Below are 17564 nucleotides of genomic sequence, written 5' to 3'. Positions count from 1 at the left end.
AACGAATCGCACGTGCGAGCGGTCGGCATTCCAAAACGTCACCGATCGCACTCGATTAGTTACGCAGATGCTTTCGGCGGCGGCGCGGGGCACCATCGGGGTATGCAGCAGCCGTCCCGCCCGACCGTGGTGGTGCTCTGCGGCGCCGACCGGCCACCCGGCATGGCGGCCGTCGAGCAGCGCGCCGCGGTGCGCTACGCGACGGGCGAGCGGCTGGCCGACGAGCTGCCCGGCGCGGACGTGCTGTTCATCTGGCGCACCCAGTCCAACGCCCTGACCAGGGCCTGGGCCAAGGCCGACGGGCTGCGCTGGGTGCACTCGGCCAGCGCGGGGACCGGCCAGGTGCTGCCCGGTGAGCTGATCGCCAGCGACGTGCTGGTGACCACCTCGCGTGGACTGTTCGACGAGCCGATCGCCGAGTACGTGCTCGGGCTGGTGCTGGCCTTCGCCAAGGACCTGCCGGGACGGGTTCGCCGGCAGGACGACGGGACGTGGCACGCCCGCGAGACCGAGCGCGTGGCCGGGAAGACCGCGCTGATCGCCGGCACCGGGACGATCGGCCGGGCGATCGGGCGCAAGCTGGCCGCGGTGGGCATGCGGGTGTCGGGGATCGGCCGGCTCGGCCGGCCCAGCGATCCCGACCTCGGCGAGGTGCTGCCGATGGATCGGTTGACCGACGCGCTGCGCCGGACCGACTACCTGGTGTTGGCGGCGCCGCTGACCGAGGACACCCGGGGCATGGTGAACGCGTCCACGCTCGCCGTCATGAAGCCGGCGGCCCGGGTGATCAACGTCAGCCGCGGCGCCCTGGTGGTGCACGACGATCTGGTGGCCGCGCTGCAGCGGGGCCGGATCGCGGGCGCCGCCCTCGACGTCTTCGCCGAGGAGCGTCCGGACGAGTCGTCGCCACTGTGGACAATGCAGAACGTGCTGATCTCGCCGCACATGTCGGGTCAGGTGGTCGGCTGGCGCGACGAGCTCGTCGCGTTGTTCGTGGACAACCTCATCCGGTACGTCGAGGGCCGTGAGCTGCGCAACGTGGTGCACAAGAGCCACTGAGGTTTACCCTACTCTAGAGTAGATACTCGCGAGTAGTGCCGGAGCACGGGGAGAGGTTCGCAGTGGCGAGCAAGCATGAGCCGGGGACGTCGCCGCCCCGGCGCAGTGCCATCGGCGTGGCCATGTCCGCACTCAACCGGGTGGCCGGGGCGCGGGTCGTCGAGCGGCTGGGGCTCAAGGGTCCATTCGAGCGGGCCGTCTCGGGGATGACGAGGGCCGGCTTCCAGACGATCGGGGTGGCCGGCCGGACCTGGGCCGCGACGCGGACGCTGACCGCGCCGAAACGCCTGCCGACCGCCGACCGCCGGGACCTGTTCGACCTCACGCTGACCGACGAGCAGGAGCTGATCCGCGGCACGGTGGTGGAGTTCGCCGCCGAGCAGCTCCGCCCGATCGCCGCGGACGCCGACGCGAAGTGTGAGGCGCCGCAAGGGATCCTCGCCACCGCCACCGAGCTCGGGATCACCGCGATCGGCGTGCCGGAGGAGCTGGGCGGGCTGGGCGCCGAGCGCTCCACGGTCACCAACGCGCTGGTGGCCGAGGCGCTGGCGCACGGCGATCTCGGGCTGGCCGTGGCCTGCCTGGCGCCGGCGGCGGTGAGCACCGCGCTCGTGCTGTGGGGTGACGAGCACCAGCAGGCCACCTACCTGCCGCCGTTCGTGGCGGACAACGCGCCGGCCGCGGCGCTGGCGATCCAGGAGCCGCACCCGCTGTTCGACCCGTTCTCCTTGCGTACCAAGGCATACCGCAGCTCCGGCGGGTTCGTCCTCAGTGGCGTGAAGTCGCTCGTGCCGCGGGCGGCCGCGGCCGAGCTGTTCGTGATCGCCGCCGAGCTGGACGGCCGCGGCCCCGCACTGTTCCTCGTGGAGTCCGGCGGCTCCGGCGTGACCGTCGAGGCGGAGCCCGGCATGGGACTGCGCGCGGCCGGCACCGGCCGGCTGACGTTGGACCGGGTGGCCGTGCCGGCGACGGCGTTGCTCGGTGACGCTTCGTCCACTGTGTACGCCGAGTGCGTCCGGCTGGCCCGGCTGGGCTGGTGCGCGCTCGCCGTCGGAACCGCCCAGGCCGTGCTGGACTACGTGGTGCCGTACGTCAACGAGCGGGTGGCCTTCGGCGAGCCGGTCAGCCACCGGCAGGGGGTGGCGTTCAAGGTCGCCGACATCGGCACCGAGCTGGAGGGCATGCGGCTGGTGACGCTGCGCGCGGCGAGCCGGGCCGAGCAGGGCAGGCCGTTCGCCAGGGAGGTCGCGCTGGCCCGGAAACTGTGTGCGGACAAGGGAATGGCCATCGGCAGCGACGGCGTGCAGCTGCTCGGCGGGCACGGGTACGTCAAGGAGCACCCGGTCGAGCGGTGGTACCGCGACCTGCGGGCGATCGGTCTGATGGAAGGCGCGGTGCTCGTATGATCAACCTCGAGATCCCCAGGAAGTTCGAGCAGCTGGTCGACCGGGCGCACCAGGCCGCGGCCGCGTTCTTCCGGCCGAACTCACGCAAGTACGACCGGGCCGAGCACACCTATCCCAAGGAGCTGGACACGCTGGCCGCCCTGCTGGACGGATTGAACGCCTCGGGCAGCGGCGCAGGCGCGGGCGGGGTCCGGCGCAGCACCAAGGGCGGCAACGGGCAGGTCGTCAACGGCTCGAACCTCGCGCTGGCGCTCGGCACGATCGAGATGTGCTGGGGTGACGTCGCGCTGCTGCTGTCCATGCCGCGCCAGGGCCTCGGCAACGCGGCGATCGCCTCGGTGGCCAACGAGGAGCAGCTCGAACGGTTCGGCGGAAAGTGGGCCGCGATGGCCATCACCGAGCCCGACTGCGGTTCCGACTCGGCCGCGATCCGGACCACGGCGACGCTGGACGGCGACCACTACGTGCTCAACGGTGAGAAGATCTTCGTCACCTCCGGCGAGCGGGCGGACGCGGTCGTCGTCTGGGCCACCGTGGACAAGTCGAAGGGCCGGGCCGCGATCAAGTCCTTTGTGGTCGAACGCGGAACCCCCGGGTTCGAGCTGGTGCGGCTGGAGCACAAGCTCGGCATCCGCGCCTCGGACACCGCGCACCTGCGGCTGGACAACGTGCGCGTGCCCAAGGAGAACCTGCTGGGCAGCCCCGAGATCAACACCGAGCAGGGGTTCGCCGGGGTCATGCAGACCTTCGACAACACCCGCCCGCTGGTCGCCGCCATGGCCGTCGGCGTGGCCCGCGCCGCTCTCGAGGAGACCCGGCGCGTGCTCGAGGAGGCCGGCATCGAGATCGACTACGACCGCCCGGCCGACTCCCAGCCCGCCGCCGCGGCCGCGTTCCTGGCCATGGAGGCCGACTTCGAGGCGATGTACCTGCTCACCCTCGAGGCCGCGTGGATGGCCGACAACGGCAAGCCCAACTCGCTGCACGCCTCCTACGCCAAGGCCAAGGCCGGCCGCTGCGCCACCGAGATCACCCTCCGCTGCGTCGAACTGTGCGGCAGCCTGGCCTACTCGGAGAACAGCCTGCTGGAAAAATGGGCCCGAGACGCCAAGATCCTCGACATCTTCGAGGGCACCCAACAAATCCAGCAACTGATCATCGCCCGCCGCCTGCTCGGCAAGACCTCGGCGGAACTGAAGTAACACACCGCCGTCCGGACCCGATCACCGGCACGTGCGCGTCTACGTTTCCTCGACCTATAAGGATCTCGTCGAGTGCCGCCAGGTCGTGCACACGACGCTGCGGAAGCTGCGTCAGGACGACGTCGCCATGGAGTATTACGTCGCCGAACCCGATCGCCCCGTCGACGTTTGCCTGCGGGACGTCCGGGACGCGGAACTGTACATCGGACTGTTCGCGTGGCGGTACGGGCACGTTCCGGACGGGTACACCCAATCGATCACCGAGTTGGAGTACCGAACGGCAGTCGAGGCCGGCATCCCGTGCCTCATCTTCCTGCTCGGCGAGGACGCCATGTGGCCGCGGAACATGGTCGATCGCGGCGATGCGGCCGACCAGATCGAGGCGCTCCGCGCCGAGCTCGCCGAAAAGCACACGGTGACGTTCTTTGCCAATGCGCAGGAACTGGGTACGGCGGTGGCCACCGCCATGTCCCGGCAGCTGGTACAGCAGTCCGACATCCCGGAGAAGATTCACCAGCTCGATCCGGAGATGCTCCGCCAGTATTTTCAGCGGCTGCGCCAGCAATACGGCCGCCTCGATCTCGATGCGCTCACTCCGCCGGAGCGGGAGGAATACCTGCAGATCAGGCTCGAGTCGGTGTTCGTCGAGCAGTACGTGCGGGAGGATCCACCACCGATCGAGGTTCCGCGCGAGCTGCTCCAGCGGCTGCTCGCGCAGGGCGAGATCGACGAGGACGAGCTGCCGGACGGTTTCGACGTGGAGCGCCTCCGCGAGGCCCGGGCGGCATACCGCGCGAAGCCCCGGGTCAAGGCCATCGGCGTCATCCAGGGCCCCGCGCGATGTGTGGTGATCCTCGGCGACCCCGGCTCCGGAAAGTCGACACTCGCCCGGTTCCTGATGCTCAGCCTGGCCGGGCTTGGTGAAGACCTCGGCCCACTGACCGGGCATCTGCCGCTGCTGATCGAGTTGAAGCGTTACGTGGCACTGCGCGCGGAGGGGTCGTGCCGCTCGATTCTCGACCTTCTCGATCACCTCTGGGACACGCAGGGGCTCGGCATCGCCCAGGGAGAGCTCGGTCCGTACCTGGCCGGCGGCGGTCCGGCGGTCGCCGTGTTCGACGGTCTCGACGAGGTGTTCGAGCCACGGCAGCGCGAGGAGATCGCCGGCGAGATCGCGGCGTTCGCGGTTCGGTTCCCGTCGGTGCGGATCGTGGTGACGTCCCGCATCGCGGGTTACCGCAGATCACTGCTGACCAATGCCGGGTTCGCGCACTACACGCTGCAGGATCTCGATGAGGACCAGATCGCCGAGTTCCTCCGCAGCTGGTACGCCCTGGCCCTGAGCGACCGTCCGGATCAGGCCGGCAACCGCCAGGCAAGGCTGCTCCTGGCCGTGCGCGAGTCCCGACCGATCGGCGAGCTCGCCGGAAATCCCCTGCTCCTCACCATCCTCGCGATCATCGGCAAGCATCAGGCGCTGCCCCGCGAGCGCTGGAAGGTTTACGACCACGCCGCCCGCGTCCTTGTCCAGCACTGGGACATCAACCGGCAACTGCAGGCGGGAAGCCCGGTCGCCGAGTACCTCGGCGAGGACGACAAGCGCGAGATGCTGCGCAGGCTTGCCTGGTCCATGCAGACGGCCGAGGCGGGAATGGCCGGGAACTTCGTCCACCGCGAGGAGCTGCAGCGGACGTTCGAGGCCTACCTCACCGAGAGGTATGCCAGCGACCCGGCGACCGCAAAGCGTCTGGCTTCGCTGATGATCGACCAGTTCCGGGAGCGGAACTTCATCCTGAGCCGATACGGGCCGGACCTCTACGGCTTCGTGCACCGGGCCTTCATGGAGTTCTTCTGCGCGGATTCCATCGTCCAGAAGTTCCAACGCCACCAGGTCATGTCTCTCGACGACCTGACCACGCTGTTCACCGAGCACGCTCATGATTCCGAGTGGCGGGAGATCCTGCGGCTGCTCGCCTCCGTGCTGGCCGAGCACCACACGGCCGCCATCATCGAGCGGCTGCTACAGCTCGACCGGCCGTGGCCGCTTGGAGTATTCGGTCAGCGACCCCCACTCGGGCTCGCCCTCGCGGTGGAGTGCCTGGCCGACGTCGCGAACCCACGCGCCGTGGAATCGGCATCGGCTGTGCTCAACGAGATCGTGCTGCTGCTGGAACATGGCGTCGGCATAGCGGACGCTCGCGCCAACGACGTTCTCGGCTCCCGCATCATTCCCGCCGCCCGAGCCATCGGCGAGGCGTGGCCCGACCGGGACGCGTTCGCCGCCTGGTATGAGCATCGGGGCTGCCGCATCGTCTGGACCCCGATCTCGACGCACATCGCCCGGCTCGCGGCGGCGGTCCTCGCCGACCGCCCCGCGGCGCTCCTCCCCATGGTAATCACCGCCGAGATCACGGATGGACGCGCATGGACTGCCGTGCGGGCCGGGATCGAGGAACTCGTCAGACGCTCACCACGAGTCGCTGCGACCGGTACCGTGCGTGTCGATCCGCCATGCACACCAAGCGATCCACCGAGCCGGCTCGTCCGGCGGCTCGAAGAGCTCGCAAACGCCGAGCGTAGACTGCTGCGCGCTCTCGGGACGGCGTTACACGACCGGCTGGCACCGGACGATCCCCGCATCACCGACACCCTGCGCGAACGCCTGCGCAACGACCCTGACGCCGACGTCTTCCGAGCCGCCGCCCAGGCCCTGCTGCGCCGCCACCCCCGCGACCCCGAAGTCCGCCAGATCATCCTCGACAAAACCCGGACCGAAGTGGACGCATATGGGTGGGAGTTGGTGCGCGACCTCGTCAACGCCCAATGGCCCGACGATCCCGACTTCTGGCCCTTCCGCGCCGCGCCCTCCTCCGATTTGCTCGACGATGCACGCGCCGCCAATCTGGTCGCCCAGCTTCCCACCGGTATACCGATCGAAACGATCGTGAACACCCTGCTCGCGATGACCACCCACGACGACAGCTACCAGCGCAAACACAACGCCCTCGCGCTGCTCGACCGCCTGGCCCCCGACGACCCCCGCACCGCCGACACCCTACGCGAACGCCTGCGCAACGACCCTGACGCCGACGTCTTCCGAGCCGCCGCCCAGGCCCTGCTGCGCCGCCACCCACACGACCCCGAAGTCCGCCAAACCCTCCTCGACAAGGCCAAGACCACAGCCGACGAACGGTGGTGGAAGGTGCTGCGCGACCTCGCCACCACCCACTGGCCCGACGACCCCGACTTCTGGCCGCTCCGCGCCATACCCGCGCCTGAGCTACTCGACAACGCACGCGCCACCGACTTGGCCGCCCACCCGCCCACCGACATCCCAACCGAATCGATCGTCAACACACTGCTCACGATGACCACCCAGGGCACCTATCGGCTCAGACACAACGCCCTCGCGCTGCTCGACCACCTGGCCCCCGACGACCCCCGCACCACCGACACCCTACGCGACCGCCTGCACAACGACGATGACGACGACGTCTTCCGAGCCGCCGCCCAGGCCCTGCTGCGCCGCCACCCCCGCGACCCCGAAGTCCGCCAAACCCTCCTCGACAAGGCCAAGACCACAGCCGACAGATGGTGGTGGAAGGTGCTGCGCGACCTCGCCGACACCTACTGGCCCGATGACTCCGACTTCGGGCCGCTCCGCGCTCAGCCGATGTCGGATCCGTTCGACGATTCGCCGGCACCGGACGACGAGATGTGGGCCGACATTCGACGCCAGGTGTCCCGAGACAGCGTCGGCATCGAACACCTGCCAGCGCTCGACCGCGCCGGACCGCAGGATCTGCCGTTGCCAGGCTTCGACGACAGCATCAGGTCGCGTCGCCGACCTCGGGGTACTTGATCCCGGCGCCGGTGTTGAGCACGACGACTTCGTCGTCTTCGCTGAGCCAGCCGGTGGTGCGCAGGTGGCGGACGGCGGCGAGGGTGGCGGCGCCCTCGGGGCAGAGGAAGGCGCCCTCGAGGCGGGCGCAGCGGGACTGCTCGGCCAGGATCTCCTCGTCGGGGACGGCGATGGCCGTCCCGTTGGTGGCGTAGAGCGCATCGAGGATCAGCCTGTCGCCGAGGGGTTTGGGGACGGTCAGTCCGAAAGCGACGGTGTGGGGGTCGGGCCAGGGCTCGGCGTGGGTGGCGCGCTGCTCGAAGGCGCGGACGACTGGGGCGCAACCGGTGGACTGCACCGCGACCAGCCGGGGTGGGGTGCCGTTGAGCCAGCCGAGGTCGCGCAACTCGAGCATGGCTTTGTGGATGCCGATCAGGCCGACGCCACCTCCGGTGGGGTACAGGATGACGTCCGGCGCCCGCCAGCCGAGCTGCTCGGCCAGCTCGAGGCCCATGGTTTTCTTGCCCTCAAGGCGGTACGGCTCCTTGAGCGTGGACACGTCCTGGAATCCCGGGCGCCGCTCGAGCTCCCGCGCGATCAATTGGCCGCACTGTCCGATGTGTCCGTCCACAATGTGCAGCTCAGCGCCGGCGATGGCGCACTCCCGCCTGGTGATCAGCGGCGCGCCGGTTGGCATCGCGATCAGGCTGCGCATTCCGCCGCGGGCCGCGTAGGTCGCCCACGCCGCGCCGGCGTTGCCGTTGGTCGGCATGGCGATCCCGGTCACTCCCAGCTCCCGCGCCCGCGAGGCGCCCACCGCCGCGCCGCGGGCCTTGAACGTGCCGGTCGGGATCAGGCCCTCGTCCTTCATCAGCAGCCGGGGCACCCCGTACTCCGCGCCGAGCCGGGGCAGCGCCACCAGCGGGGTCATGCCCTCCCCCAGGCTCAGCACGTTCTCGGGCGCGCGCACCGGCAGCAGCTCGTGATAGCGCCACAGCGTCGGCGGCCGCCCGGCGATCTCCTCGCGGGCGACGGTGATCCGGTCGAGCCGGTACGCCGCCAGCAGCGGAGATCCGCAGCCGCACAGGTTGGTGACCCGATCGGCGTCGTGCTCCGCCCCGCAGGCCGGGCACCGGAGCAGGTCGAGCGCGGAGTACGCCATCAGCCGGGGAGGGGGTTGTGGGTGGCCAGGAAGGCGTCGATGCGCGGCCACGTGGTGTGCCGGGCGCGGCGGCCGGTGAGCACACCGAGGTGGCCGCCGGGGCAGACGTCGAAGTGGACGGACGCGGCGTTGGTGAGGACGTCGGCGAGCTTGCGCACGGCCGGTTCGGGGGCGATGGCGTCGGTCGCGCCGGCGATCACGAGCACCGGGGCCTTGACGTTGGCCAGACAGATGCGGCGGCCGCCGAGGTCGACCTCGCCTTCGACCAGGTCGTTGGCGCGGAAGAGACGGTGATAGAGCTGGCCGAACGTGCGGCCGGGGTAGGCGACCATGTTGTCGGTGAAGCGGTCCACGGCCTCGAGCTGGGCGAGGAAATCGCGATCGTCCAAATGCGACAGTATGGCGGCGGGCCTTGTGACGAGCTTGTCGATGGCCGAGAGCTGGAAGGCGCGCTTGACCAGGGCGCGGGGAGCGCCGCCGAGCAGCCGGTAGGCGGGCGTGAGGATCCAGCCCTTGGTGACGTCGACCAGCGGCTTGATCGGGGCGACGAGCGGGATGGCGGTCATGTCGATCGGCGCGGCGACCGACACGATCGACGCGATCGGCAGGCGCGGCTGGTCGGCGTGGGTCAGCAGGGACATGATGCCGCCCAGGCACCACGCCACGATGTGCACCGGCGCCCCGCCTGCGTCGCGGCTGACCGCCCGGACCGTGCGCGGCAGGACCTCGTCGATCCAGTGCTCGAGGCCGAGGCGCCGGTTGGCGAAGCTGACCGTGCCGTAGTCGACGAGGTACAGCAGGCGGCCGCCGTCGATCAGGTGCTCGGCGAGGCTGCAGCCGCGGCGCAGGTCGAAGCAGAGCACCGGCGCGGCGAGCGGCGGGACCAGGAGGACGGGCTCGCCGGCCAGCGTGCGGCCGGGAGCGAGGAAGCGGTAGACCGAGCGGGTCGGGCCCTTGTCGATCAGCGTGCGCGGGACGGGTCGCAGGTCGGCGACTCCGCCGCGCAGCGCCTTGGCGAGCACGTTGGACGTGGCTGCGGACACCCACTCGGGAGCCGAGGTCATGGGCCGTCCTCACTGAAGATCGGCGGGTCGGGCCAGCCAACGGTACAACGGCGTCCGCCCGGTGCGCGGGGCCGCGGTTGGACCGGATGGGCCAGCCGCAACCGCTCCAAGGGCGATAGCTGATCATCCGCACGGCTGACTTCCCAGGCCTCATACGATGGGGGCTATGCCGGCCGAGCGACCCTCCTGGGCACCCCAGAACATCGACCTGGAGCGGCCGAACGCCGCCCGGATCTACGACTACTACCTCGGTGGTGCGTGCAACTTCGAGCACGACCGGGACTTCGCCCAGAAGTTCCTGGCGCTGATGCCGGACGCCGAGCTGGCCGCCCGGCGCAACCGGGCGTTCCTGCGCAGGGCCGTCCGGTTCTGCGTCAACGCCGGCATCCGGCAGTTCCTCGACCTCGGATCGGGCATCCCGACGGTCGGCAACGTGCACGAGATCGCCCAGGAGATGGCGCCGGAGTCCCGGATCGTCTACGTCGACAACGAGCCGGTCGCGGTCGCGCACAGCGAGCTGATCCTGGAGGGCAACGAGAACGCCGCGATCGTCCAGGCCGACCTGTGCGACCCGGACACGATCCTCAACTCCGAGTCGACGCGCCGGCTGCTGAACTTCGACGAGCCGATGGCACTGTTGATCGTGTCGGTGCTGCACTTCGTCCCGGACAGCGCCGGCCCCCGCGCGGCGATCGCCCGCTACCTGGACGCCATGGCGTCGGGCAGCTACCTGGTGCTCTCCCACGGCACCAGCCACGGGCGCGACCGCCCGCCGCGGGAGGCCGCGGCGGGATACGAGCGCACCACGACCCCCGGGGTGGACCGCGGCCGGCAGGAGATCCTCAGCCTGATGGCCGGCACCGAGCTGGTCGAGCCCGGCCTGGTCTGGACCCCGCAGTGGCGACCCGACAACCCCGAGGACGCCCACGACCACCCGGAGCGCTCGCTGGTCCTGGCCGGAGTCGGCCGCAAACCCTAGCTCCGGGGGCCGGGGTGCGCCCCGCCGGGAGGGTGGGCCGGGCGGTTTCGTTGGGGTTGGGCCGCGTCGCGGGCTGCCGCTCCTACCAGTCCGGGCGCAGCGGCATTCCCGAGCGGGTGCCGTCCAGCTTGACCGCGAGCACCTGGTGCAGCTGCACGGTGTTGCGCTCGAAGCCCAGCCGCGACGCTGCCATGTACAGCCGCCACACTCGGGCCCGGCCCTCGCCGACCTCGCGTACCGCTTCGTCCCAGTGGGCGTCGAGGTTGGCGCACCATGCGGCCAGGGTGAGCGCGTAGTGCTCGCGCAGGTTCTCCTCGTGGCGCACCTCGAAGCCGTTGTCGTGGATCGCCGACACGATGGTGCCCGGCCCCTCCAGCTCGCCGTCGGGGAAAACGTAGCGGTTGATGAAGCCGCCGGTGCGCGCCGGGGCGTGGTTGTCCGGCCGGGTGATGCAGTGGTTGAGCAGCCGCCCGCCGGGCCGCAGCCGGCTGTGCAGGAACCGGACGTAGGACGCCAGGTTGGCCTTGCCGATGTGCTCGGTGAGCCCGATGGAGCTCACCGCGTCGAAGCCGGACTCGGGGACGTCCCGGTAGTCGAGGTGGCGCACCTCGGCCAGCTCGGAAAGGCCCGCCTCGGCGATGGCCTTCTGCGCCCACTCGGCCTGCTTGCGGGACAGCGTGACGCCCAGCGCGCGCACCCGGTAGTGCCGCGCGGCGTGCATGACCATGCCGCCCCAGCCGCAGCCGACGTCGAGCAGCCGCATCCCCTCGGTCAGCCCGAGCTTGCGGGCGACCAGGTCGTGCTTGGTCCACTGGGCCTGCTCGAGCGTGGTGTCCTCGGTGGGGTACACCGCGCAGGTGTAGGCCATCGACGGGCCGAGGATCCATTCGTAGAACCGGTTGGACACGTCGTAGTGGTGGGCGATCGCCTTCTGGTCGCGCGCCTTGGAGTGCCGCCGGCCGCGCAGCCGCGACTCCACCGGCGGCCGGCGCACCGGCCACCACAGCCGCGACCAGCTCAGCCGCAACGCCAGCTCCGCCTTCACCTTGGCGGGGATGCCCTCCAGGGTGGAGGTGGCCATGCTCGCCAGCGCGGTGTACATGTCCCCGACGATGTCCAGGTGGCCGCTGACGTACGCCCTGGCCAGCCCGAGCTCACCGGGCGCCGAGGCGAGGTAGGACAGCGCGAGCGGCGAGCGCACCTCGACCCGGACCGGCGCGTCCCGATCTCCGGCCCGGGAACCGTCGTAGGCCTGGAACTCGACCGGGGCCTCGTGCCCCATCACACGCTCGAAGATCTCGGCCAGCCGCATGCTCGCTCCTCTCCGTCACCGGTTTCGCACGCACTTGTCGTACAGGTCGGGCAGCCGACCGCGCGGGTCGTAGGCGTCCTTCAGCGTCCGGTACCGCGTTCCGTTGTACAGCGCCCAGAACTCGTCCTCGCCGAAGTATGAGGTGGAATACAGCGACTTGTGCCCGCCGAGCTCGGCGACCTTGCGCTCGATCAGCCGGTTGTGCGTGCCGTCCGGCTCGTCGGGATCGAGCGCCACCGTGGCCCAGAAGCCGACGTTGACGTACAGCGTCGCCGGGTCCATCGGGTACAGCGGCCAGGTCGTGTCGGTCCGCAGCCGCACCGGGCACAGCCACACCGGGCTGATCCCGATGTCGGCGTGGAAGAAGTCCATGAACTCGGCGAGCCGGTCCACCGGGATCTCCACGTCCTGGATGACCGCCTCGCGGGCCGGGTCGTTGCGCAGCCGCCCGATCCGGTCGGACAGCCGGTGCCGGCGGTCCAGCGCGACCAGCTTGCGGTACACGTCGGACCGCAGGTACCGCTTGGGCCACAGCCGGCGGATCACCGGGTGCTGCGCCCCGAGCGCCTTGGAGCACCAGAACCAGTCGGTGTCCCACCGCCACAGGTAGTCGCGTGTGGACAGACGGTCGGTGGCGCGCTCGCGGATGGACTTGTAGTAGATGTCGCGTCCGGTGTAGTCGGAAAGGCCGGACGCCCCGCCGGCGAACGCGCCGAGCGTGAGGTACAACTCGTCGCCGGAGAACACCGTGCCGTCGATGAAGTCGACGGTCCGGCCCTCGTAGGAGCGCTCCGCGCAGATCCGTTCGATCGCGACGGCGCACGCGGCGGTGTCGGCGAAGCGGACGTGCCGCAGCGCCACGGTCGGTTGCACCGGCTCGAGCTCGATGCGCAGTCGCAGGGTGTAGCCGAGCGTGCCGTAGGAGTTGGGGAAGCCGTGGAACAGGTCGCGGTGCTCGTTGTCCGGCCGGGCCAGCACCACGTCGCCGGCGCCGGTGAGGATCTCCATCTCCTGCACGGACTCGTGCGGCATGCCGTTGCGGAACGAGGACGACTCGATGCCCAGCCCGGCCACCGCGCCACCCAGCGTGATCGTCTTGAGCTGCGGCACGACCAGCGGCATCAGCCCGTACGGCAGCGTGGCGTCGACCAGCCGCTCGTAGGTGGTCATCCCGCCGACGTCGGCGGTGCGGGTCAGCGGGTCGACGTACAGCACGTCGCCGAACGCCGAGACGTCCAGCGCCTGACCCGTCGGCGGCTCGCGGAACCGGAACAGGTTCGAGGTGGGCTTGGCCAGCCGGATCGGCGCGCCCTCCGGCAGCGCGGCCAGCTGTTCCCGCAACCGGTCCACCGCCCGGTCGTGCCACACCTGGGTGCTCATTCCTCCGATGCTAATCGGAGGTGTCCACCAGGTACTCGTCGAACAGCTCGGCGACGTACGCCAGGAACAGCCCGGCCACGCCGACGACGCCGGCGATCGGGTGCAGCTGGGCGAACCCGTAGGCCATCTCGCAGCCCTTGTAGGACGGCGCCGACCGGCTCACGTCGGTGAACCAGTCGTAGAACGGCACCCGCAGCCGGGCAAGCGCCGGGTGGATCAGCGGGCCGTACACCGCGAGCAGGTCGAGCACCACCGGCCGGTTGCGCAGCGCCCACCGGTACACCTCGGAGAACTGGTAGAAGCGCCACTCCACTGGCGTGGCGTGCTGACCGTGCGCGGCGGCCAGCGCGTCGCCGTGCTCGGTGGAGGCCTGCTCGGCCTCGCTCCACGCCCGGTCGTGCGCCGACCGGGTGCCAAGCGCCCCGGTGCTGAGCCTGGTCAGGTAGCTGGCCCAGAGCGCCGATCCCGGATTGCCGAACGTGTCGGACGACCATCCCAACGCGATCGCGATCCCACGCTCGATCCCCTCGACGATCCCGGCGTCCACATAGGACACCCAGCTGCCGGACGGCCCGAGCGAATGATCACGGAAGAACGTGATCACGCCCTCGATGTTGCGCCACCGGTCGGTCGCGCCGAGCGCCGCCGCCGGCCCGGCCTGCATGCCGCGCACGAGCTCCAGCCGCTCGGCCATCGTCATCAGATCGATGTCGGCCGCGGTGCAGTCCAGCGCGGCGGCACAGTCCGCCGGGGTGCGCCGGACGTCCGCCGCGGCCGGGACCGCCAGCCCCGCCAGCAGCACGGCCAAGGCGGACAACAACGCGGTGGTGCGGCGCCGAACCAGCATGGGCCCGCAGCCTACTGGCACGGCGCCAATACACCAACCGGCGCGGCCCTCCGGTCAGAACAGGCCCGTCGTACCTCCCACGATCGGCAGCGTGACCTCGCTGCGGGCCGGGAAGACGGTCAGCTCGGTGCCGGGCAGCGGGCGCAGCGTGTAGTGCATGTCGGTGGACACGACCACGAGACCGATCCGGTGCCCGGCCGGGAAGACGTAGTCGTCGGCCTGCAGGTCGAAGTCGAAGGTGTACTCCTGACCCTGCTGGATCGGCCGGCTGCGGTCCAGCTCCCGGCGGTTCTGCACGTCCATCCAGCCGCGGGTCACCATGACCGGCGGGTCGGCGCTGCCGACGGGTCCGTAGTCGACCAGCACGGCGGTCAGGTTCGCCGCGTACCGGTTGTCCACCGACGCGCGCAGCGACACGGTCGGCGTGCCGCTCAGCTGCGCGGTCCTTGCCAGCGGCGGGGACACGTAGACCAGCCGGTTCGGGTTGGCCGTGTCCGGGTTGGGCAGCAGGTCGACGTCGGTGTCGAGCTCGCGCCCGCGGTCGACGAAGCTCTGCCGCGGCCTTGGTCCGGTGAGCTGCGGCTCGGTGCCGAGCCCGCCCGGCTCGGTGGCGTTGGTGGCCGACAGGAACAGGGTGGCGTCGCGGGTGCCGGGGACCGGCCAGTCGGCGAACTTCTGGTAGGTGCCGTCCGGCCGCTGCACGTCGGCCCGGGGATCGTTCATGATCCCGTTGTCCACCCCGAACAGCCAGTGGTCGAACCAGCGGTTGAGCGTGCGCTGGTAGTCACTGGGCGCGCGCGGGCCGCCGTGCCCGTCCTTGTGCAGCCAGATCTTGCGCGGCACGTTGAGCCGGGTCAGCCGGTCCCACCAGGACGCGAACGCCTTGGTCATGACGTTGTAGTCCTCGAGCCCGTGCACCACGAACACGCTGGCCTCGACGCCGCCGGCGCGGTGCAGGTAGTCCCGCTCGTGCCAGTACGGGCTGTAGTCGCCGGTGATCCGGTCCTGGAACTGCAGCAGCTGCTCGGTGATGTGCGCGCACTTGGCGAACCGCGACTCGCCCTGGGTGAAGATCGCCAGCACGTCGAGGTCCTCACCCTGGAACTCGTTGAGGCCCACGCCCGACTGGGCCGAGTGCGGCGCGCGGACCAGGCCGTTGGCCCGGTAGTAGTCGTACCAGCTGGCGATCGCCGACACCGGAACGATCGTGCGCAGGCCCTCGACCCCGGTGGTGGCCACCATGTTCGGCAGGGTCCCGTTGTACGACGTGCCGATCATGCCGACGTCGCCGGTGGTCCAGTCCGCGGCGACCGGCTGCCCCTGCTCGTTCCATCCCTTGGCGCGGCCGTTGAGCCAGTCGATGATCGCCTTGGTGCCCAGCGTCTCCTTCATGTCGCCGATGGTCGGGCAGCCGTCGGAGAACGCCGTGCCGATGCTCTCGCCGAGCACCACCGCGTAGCCGCGCGGCACCCAGAAGTTGTCCAGCCCTCCCGGTAGGTCGGGCAGCGGCCGAGGCTGCGCGGCCTGGATGCTCAACTCCGGCTGTGCTTGCGGCTGGATGAACTCCTGCGGCAGCACGTCGAAGTCCACGTTGTGGTTGGGCGCGCCGTCGGTGCCGAACCGGTACGGGCTGTGCTCGAAGATCACCGGCACCTTGATGCCCTGGGTCCTGGTCTCGCCCGGCCGGGACAGCCGCAGCCGCACCCGGTCGCGCTTGCCGTCGAGGTCCGAGTCGACCACCGTCTCGACGAACACGGTCTCCTCGATCGCGTCGGCCAGCGAGAACTGGGGCTGGCTCACCCCGTCCTGGATCACCAGCCACGGCGGCGGCGTCGGCCGGTCATCCACCGGGCCGGCCGCGGCCGCGACGGGCACGGTGACCGACAGTGCGATCACGGAAGCGGACAGGAGCGCGAGCAGGCGGCGCATGCGAACCTCCATGTCGGCGAACGACAAGGGCGGCTCATCGTACGGCCGGACCGGGCCCGGACGTCAGGTCCGATCTTCGGGCATTTGCCGGGCTCAGCTCTGTCGCAACGCGGGCATCGGGACCGGGATCGCGTACGCCGTCGCGCCCGCGCCGACGCCGCCCTCGCAGGTGTTCGGCGGGGTGGTGGTCACGCCTCGGGTCGACGGCCGCTCGGCCGCCCAGAACATGTAACCGAGCAGGCCGGCCGTGCTGCCCGCGCCGTTGGGCGCCGCGTTCTGCAGCCAGCTCCCGGTGCTGTTCTGCAGCGAGGCGGCGAAGTCGTTGCACTCCGGCCGAACCTTGCCGCCCTCGGCGATGTACAGGCCGCCGGTGAACTTCGCCGGCGCCAGCGGCGGAACCGGCGGCGAGTACTGCGGCTTGCCGTCGATGTGCTCCTGCCAGTTGGCGATCGCGCCGGACGTCGACGGCTGCCGCGCCGGCACCATCGCGTTGGCGTAGTCCAGCACCGGCGCGTCGGGCCGCAACCAGTCCGCGGTGGCCTTGCGGTTGAGGTCGATGAGCCACCGGTCGCCGGCCGCCACGTCGATCGTCAGCCGCGCCGCCGGGTTCGCGCCGGACGCGTCGTACGGCAGCACCGCCCGGTAGGCGTCGATGAACGCCTGCAGCCCGGCCAGGTTCGGCCCGGAGTTCTCCTCGTAGTCGATCTCGATCCCCACCCCGAGCCGGCGCGCCACGTCGGCGGCGTTGCGGCCGAGCTGCGCCGCGTTCGCCGCCAGCGCCTGGTTCCACGGGTCCACGTAGGTGATCCCGCCGATCGACAGCTGCACTCTGATCCCGCGGGCGGTGAAGTAGCCGACCAGCTCCGGCGTGAACCCGCGCGGGATCCCGTTGAGCGTGGTCGAGTCCGTGGTCAGGTTCAGCAGCTTCACCGGATGCACGAAGCTGAGCACCACCAGGTTCACCGACGGCCGCCCGTCGCCGCGGTCGACGATCCAGTGGTTGCGCGCCCGCAGCAGGGCCGCGTCCGGGGTGGGCAGCGTCGCCCAGCGGATCAGGATGAGCACCAGCGCCGCGGCCGCCATGGCCAGCCACAGGACCGGGACACCGCGCACCCGCAACCCGAACCCGGGCGCCAGGATCAGCGCGCCCGCCCCGGCGAGCAGCAGCACCGGAAGCCAGCCGGTGACCCCGCTGCCCCACGCCGTGTACCAGGTCTTCACGCCAAGCGTGCGGAGCAGGTCGACCACCTCCGGGCTGCCCTTCACGTGCCGCCAGGACAGGAATCCGTCCACAAGCGCCAGCGCGCCGGCCGCCACGCCGACCCATTCCAGCGGCGCCACCCGCCCGCCGTCGAACCTGGCCACGTCCCCTCCTTGATCGGT

The 17564-nt window shown here is 70.7% G+C and carries 12 protein-coding genes; 5 read left to right on the top strand and 7 right to left on the bottom strand.

Annotation, left to right across the window (positions count from 1 at the left end):
- Positions 1-102 precede the first annotated feature (102 nt).
- From VGX25_RS20275 to VGX25_RS20260, 4 genes are all read left to right on the top strand, one after another.
- A complete protein-coding gene (locus VGX25_RS20275) occupies positions 103-1059 on the top strand; it encodes a D-2-hydroxyacid dehydrogenase (RefSeq protein WP_326919409.1) in 957 nt (318 codons plus the stop codon).
- A gap of 110 nt (positions 1060-1169) precedes the next feature.
- Positions 1170-2465, top strand: coding sequence for an acyl-CoA dehydrogenase family protein (locus VGX25_RS20270; RefSeq protein ID WP_326919448.1), 1296 nt, complete (start codon positions 1170-1172; stop codon positions 2463-2465).
- A complete protein-coding gene (locus tag VGX25_RS20265; protein ID WP_326919408.1) occupies positions 2462-3667 on the top strand; it encodes an acyl-CoA dehydrogenase family protein in 1206 nt (401 codons plus the stop codon). Before VGX25_RS20270 ends, VGX25_RS20265 begins: the two co-directional genes overlap by 4 nt.
- A 31-nt stretch (positions 3668-3698) precedes the next feature.
- Complete coding sequence (locus VGX25_RS20260; protein ID WP_326919407.1) at positions 3699-7529, top strand: DUF4062 domain-containing protein; 3831 nt, start codon at positions 3699-3701, stop codon at positions 7527-7529.
- Here the strand turns inward: VGX25_RS20260 and VGX25_RS20255 are convergent.
- Together VGX25_RS20255 and VGX25_RS20250 are read right to left on the bottom strand one after the other, a co-directional pair.
- Entirely contained in the window at positions 7498-8670 is a 1173-nt protein-coding gene (locus VGX25_RS20255) for a threonine synthase (RefSeq protein ID WP_326919406.1), read from the bottom strand. The genes VGX25_RS20260 and VGX25_RS20255 overlap by 32 nt on opposite strands.
- Positions 8670-9734 carry an alpha/beta hydrolase gene (locus VGX25_RS20250; RefSeq protein ID WP_326919405.1) on the bottom strand — a complete coding sequence of 355 codons (1065 nt, stop codon included), beginning with the start codon at positions 9732-9734 and terminating at the stop codon, positions 8670-8672. Before VGX25_RS20250 ends, VGX25_RS20255 begins: the two co-directional genes overlap by 1 nt.
- Before the next feature lie 166 nt (positions 9735-9900).
- Here VGX25_RS20250 and VGX25_RS20245 point away from each other — a divergent pair, with 166 nt between their 5' ends.
- Positions 9901-10713: an SAM-dependent methyltransferase gene (locus tag VGX25_RS20245; protein ID WP_326919404.1), complete on the top strand. Its 813-nt coding sequence runs from the start codon at positions 9901-9903 to the stop codon at positions 10711-10713.
- 82 nt (positions 10714-10795) lie between these two features.
- Here VGX25_RS20245 and VGX25_RS20240 read toward each other — a convergent pair whose 3' ends face one another.
- The 5 genes from VGX25_RS20240 to VGX25_RS20220 all read right to left on the bottom strand — a co-directional run bounded on the left by VGX25_RS20240 (position 10796) and on the right by VGX25_RS20220 (position 17546).
- The gene (locus tag VGX25_RS20240) at positions 10796-12025 is read right to left on the bottom strand and encodes a cyclopropane-fatty-acyl-phospholipid synthase family protein (RefSeq protein ID WP_326919403.1); all 1230 of its coding nucleotides are present in this window, start codon (positions 12023-12025) and stop codon (positions 10796-10798) included.
- 15 nt (positions 12026-12040) lie between these two features.
- Positions 12041-13405, bottom strand: coding sequence for an FAD-binding oxidoreductase (locus VGX25_RS20235; RefSeq protein WP_326919402.1), 1365 nt, complete (start codon positions 13403-13405; stop codon positions 12041-12043).
- Positions 13406-13415: 10 nt separating this feature from the next.
- Complete coding sequence (locus VGX25_RS20230) at positions 13416-14252, bottom strand: hypothetical protein (protein WP_326919401.1); 837 nt, start codon at positions 14250-14252, stop codon at positions 13416-13418.
- A gap of 54 nt (positions 14253-14306) precedes the next feature.
- Entirely contained in the window at positions 14307-16181 is a 1875-nt protein-coding gene (locus VGX25_RS20225; protein ID WP_326919400.1) for a Xaa-Pro dipeptidyl-peptidase, read from the bottom strand.
- 93 nt (positions 16182-16274) lie between these two features.
- Positions 16275-17546, bottom strand: coding sequence for a hypothetical protein (locus tag VGX25_RS20220; RefSeq protein ID WP_326919399.1), 1272 nt, complete (start codon positions 17544-17546; stop codon positions 16275-16277).
- Positions 17547-17564 lie beyond the last annotated feature (18 nt).

Origin of the sequence: Actinophytocola sp. (assembly GCF_035942955.1) — a bacterium.
Lineage (GTDB): Bacteria > Actinomycetota > Actinomycetes > Mycobacteriales > Pseudonocardiaceae > DASYTH01.
The sequence above is the reverse complement of the archived record's forward strand: the minus strand, read 5'-3'. Positions and strand labels throughout refer to the sequence as shown.

Excerpts from the sequence above, each read along its gene's own strand:
- VGX25_RS20275 (WP_326919409.1), top strand. The coding sequence starts at position 103 with ATGCAGCAGCCGTCCCGCCCGACCGTGGTGGTGCTCTGCGGCGCCGAC.
- VGX25_RS20265 (WP_326919408.1), top strand. The coding sequence starts at position 2,462 with ATGATCAACCTCGAGATCCCCAGGAAGTTCGAGCAGCTGGTCGACCGG.
- VGX25_RS20255 (WP_326919406.1), bottom strand. The coding sequence starts at position 8,670 with ATGGCGTACTCCGCGCTCGACCTGCTCCGGTGCCCGGCCTGCGGGGCG.
- VGX25_RS20250 (WP_326919405.1), bottom strand. The coding sequence starts at position 9,734 with ATGACCTCGGCTCCCGAGTGGGTGTCCGCAGCCACGTCCAACGTGCTC.
- VGX25_RS20245 (WP_326919404.1), top strand. The coding sequence starts at position 9,901 with ATGCCGGCCGAGCGACCCTCCTGGGCACCCCAGAACATCGACCTGGAG.
- VGX25_RS20240 (WP_326919403.1), bottom strand. The coding sequence starts at position 12,025 with ATGCGGCTGGCCGAGATCTTCGAGCGTGTGATGGGGCACGAGGCCCCG.
- VGX25_RS20235 (WP_326919402.1), bottom strand. The coding sequence starts at position 13,405 with ATGAGCACCCAGGTGTGGCACGACCGGGCGGTGGACCGGTTGCGGGAA.
- VGX25_RS20230 (WP_326919401.1), bottom strand. The coding sequence starts at position 14,252 with ATGCTGGTTCGGCGCCGCACCACCGCGTTGTTGTCCGCCTTGGCCGTG.
- VGX25_RS20225 (WP_326919400.1), bottom strand. The coding sequence starts at position 16,181 with ATGCGCCGCCTGCTCGCGCTCCTGTCCGCTTCCGTGATCGCACTGTCG.